General features: G+C 52.1%; 1 protein-coding gene. It reads right to left on the bottom strand.

The features are described 5' to 3' along the window. Positions 1-1408 (bottom strand): LysM peptidoglycan-binding domain-containing protein (locus K6Y31_RS21975; RefSeq protein ID WP_233055167.1); only part of this gene is annotated, 1408 nt, incomplete at both ends.

Genomic DNA, 1408 nt, shown 5'->3' with positions numbered 1-1408 from the left:
GCCATCACTATCATCGCTATCGGGTTACAGCTCTTACTCGGTGGCGGCGGCGCAATGGCATTGGGGTTGATGTCCCCTAAAATGTCACTTTCATTATACGGCTTGAAGCTCTCTGCGCCGTTGTAGCTTTGCGTATGCTGGTTCGGAATAATCAGGGATTTGCCCGGGGTCAGTTCACCCTCTGGCCCCATCGCATTCGCATCCGCTATCAAATACCAGTAACGGCTGTCACCATACACCTTCTGGGAGACAGTCTGCAGGGTGTCGCCCTGACGTACCGTATAGGCGCCAGGCTGGGTGCCCACCTCTGCTGCACTGTCGTCCAGCAAGTCGGCGTCCAGTTTATCCGCGGTCAGGTTGCCCAGTTGATTGCCTCCCACTGCCAGTTGTGCACTCAGTTTACCGTTGTCCAGCTGCAGAGCAATTTGTCCCTTGCTATCCATGAGCACTTCGCGCACGTTTTCATTCTGGTTGCTGGCGGTTCGTTGCAGTTGCCCTACCGCGTTATAGTGCAGGGTGGTATGACTGTCGCGATAGCCATCGCCATCACTTGTTGCCTTGATGTCACTGCGCTGATAACTTTCCCAGCCCTTGAATTCGGTGGTAGTGGTGTCGGTGCGCCCTTCTTTCATATAGCGGCTGTATTGCGTTTTTACTTGCCCACTGTGGTGATACTCAAAGCTGGTTTGCAATATCATGGCGTCTTGTTTATCACGCACTGTCTGGCTGTAAAGCTGACCATCAGTATATCCAAAACGGGTGGTCTGCTTATTATGACGACCGCTGCCAACCACGATGCGGCCTTGGTCGTAGCCATATTCAACACTTTCATCTATCTGCTCTCTGGCATGGCCAGTGAGGCTGTTGGTGCGACTCATTGAGCTGACTTGTGACACGCTACCATGGTGTAAAAAGGCGTGAGGGTCGCGGTATTCCATCACCACAGCACTGTTTAGGTGGCCATTGTTGTCGTAGCCCAGTTTGGTCTGCTGCTTAACCATCACCTCAATGTCGTTGCGCTCGGCTTTAAACCAGCTGAACTCGTGTTTACGCCGCCCCATGATGTCGTATTCAATGACTTGACTGCCCTCGTTGCCGCCCATGATTTTTTGGTTATACAGTTGTCCTTGACTCACCGTCATCCGGTTATCAATATCATAGGCATACCAGTCAACGTCTGTGGCGGTTTGACCATCGGACTGATGATGAATAGTGGTAATCCGACGGCGATTACCAACAGCGTCGTAGTCATATTGAATTTCAGCGCGACCCAGCTGCTTATCACCCCACTTGGCCTCACTGGTAACCAGTTTCTTCAGGCGACCGGCTTCATCATATTCAGAGTGGGTATGTAGCAGGCGGCTACCATCGGCCGACAATATCTTACGCTCTGTTTCACGGCCGTTAA

This window comes from Motilimonas cestriensis (assembly GCF_021295315.1).
In the GTDB taxonomy this organism is placed as follows: domain Bacteria; phylum Pseudomonadota; class Gammaproteobacteria; order Enterobacterales; family CBDFNC01; genus Motilimonas; species Motilimonas cestriensis.
This window is presented reverse-complemented; position numbering and strand designations above follow the sequence as displayed.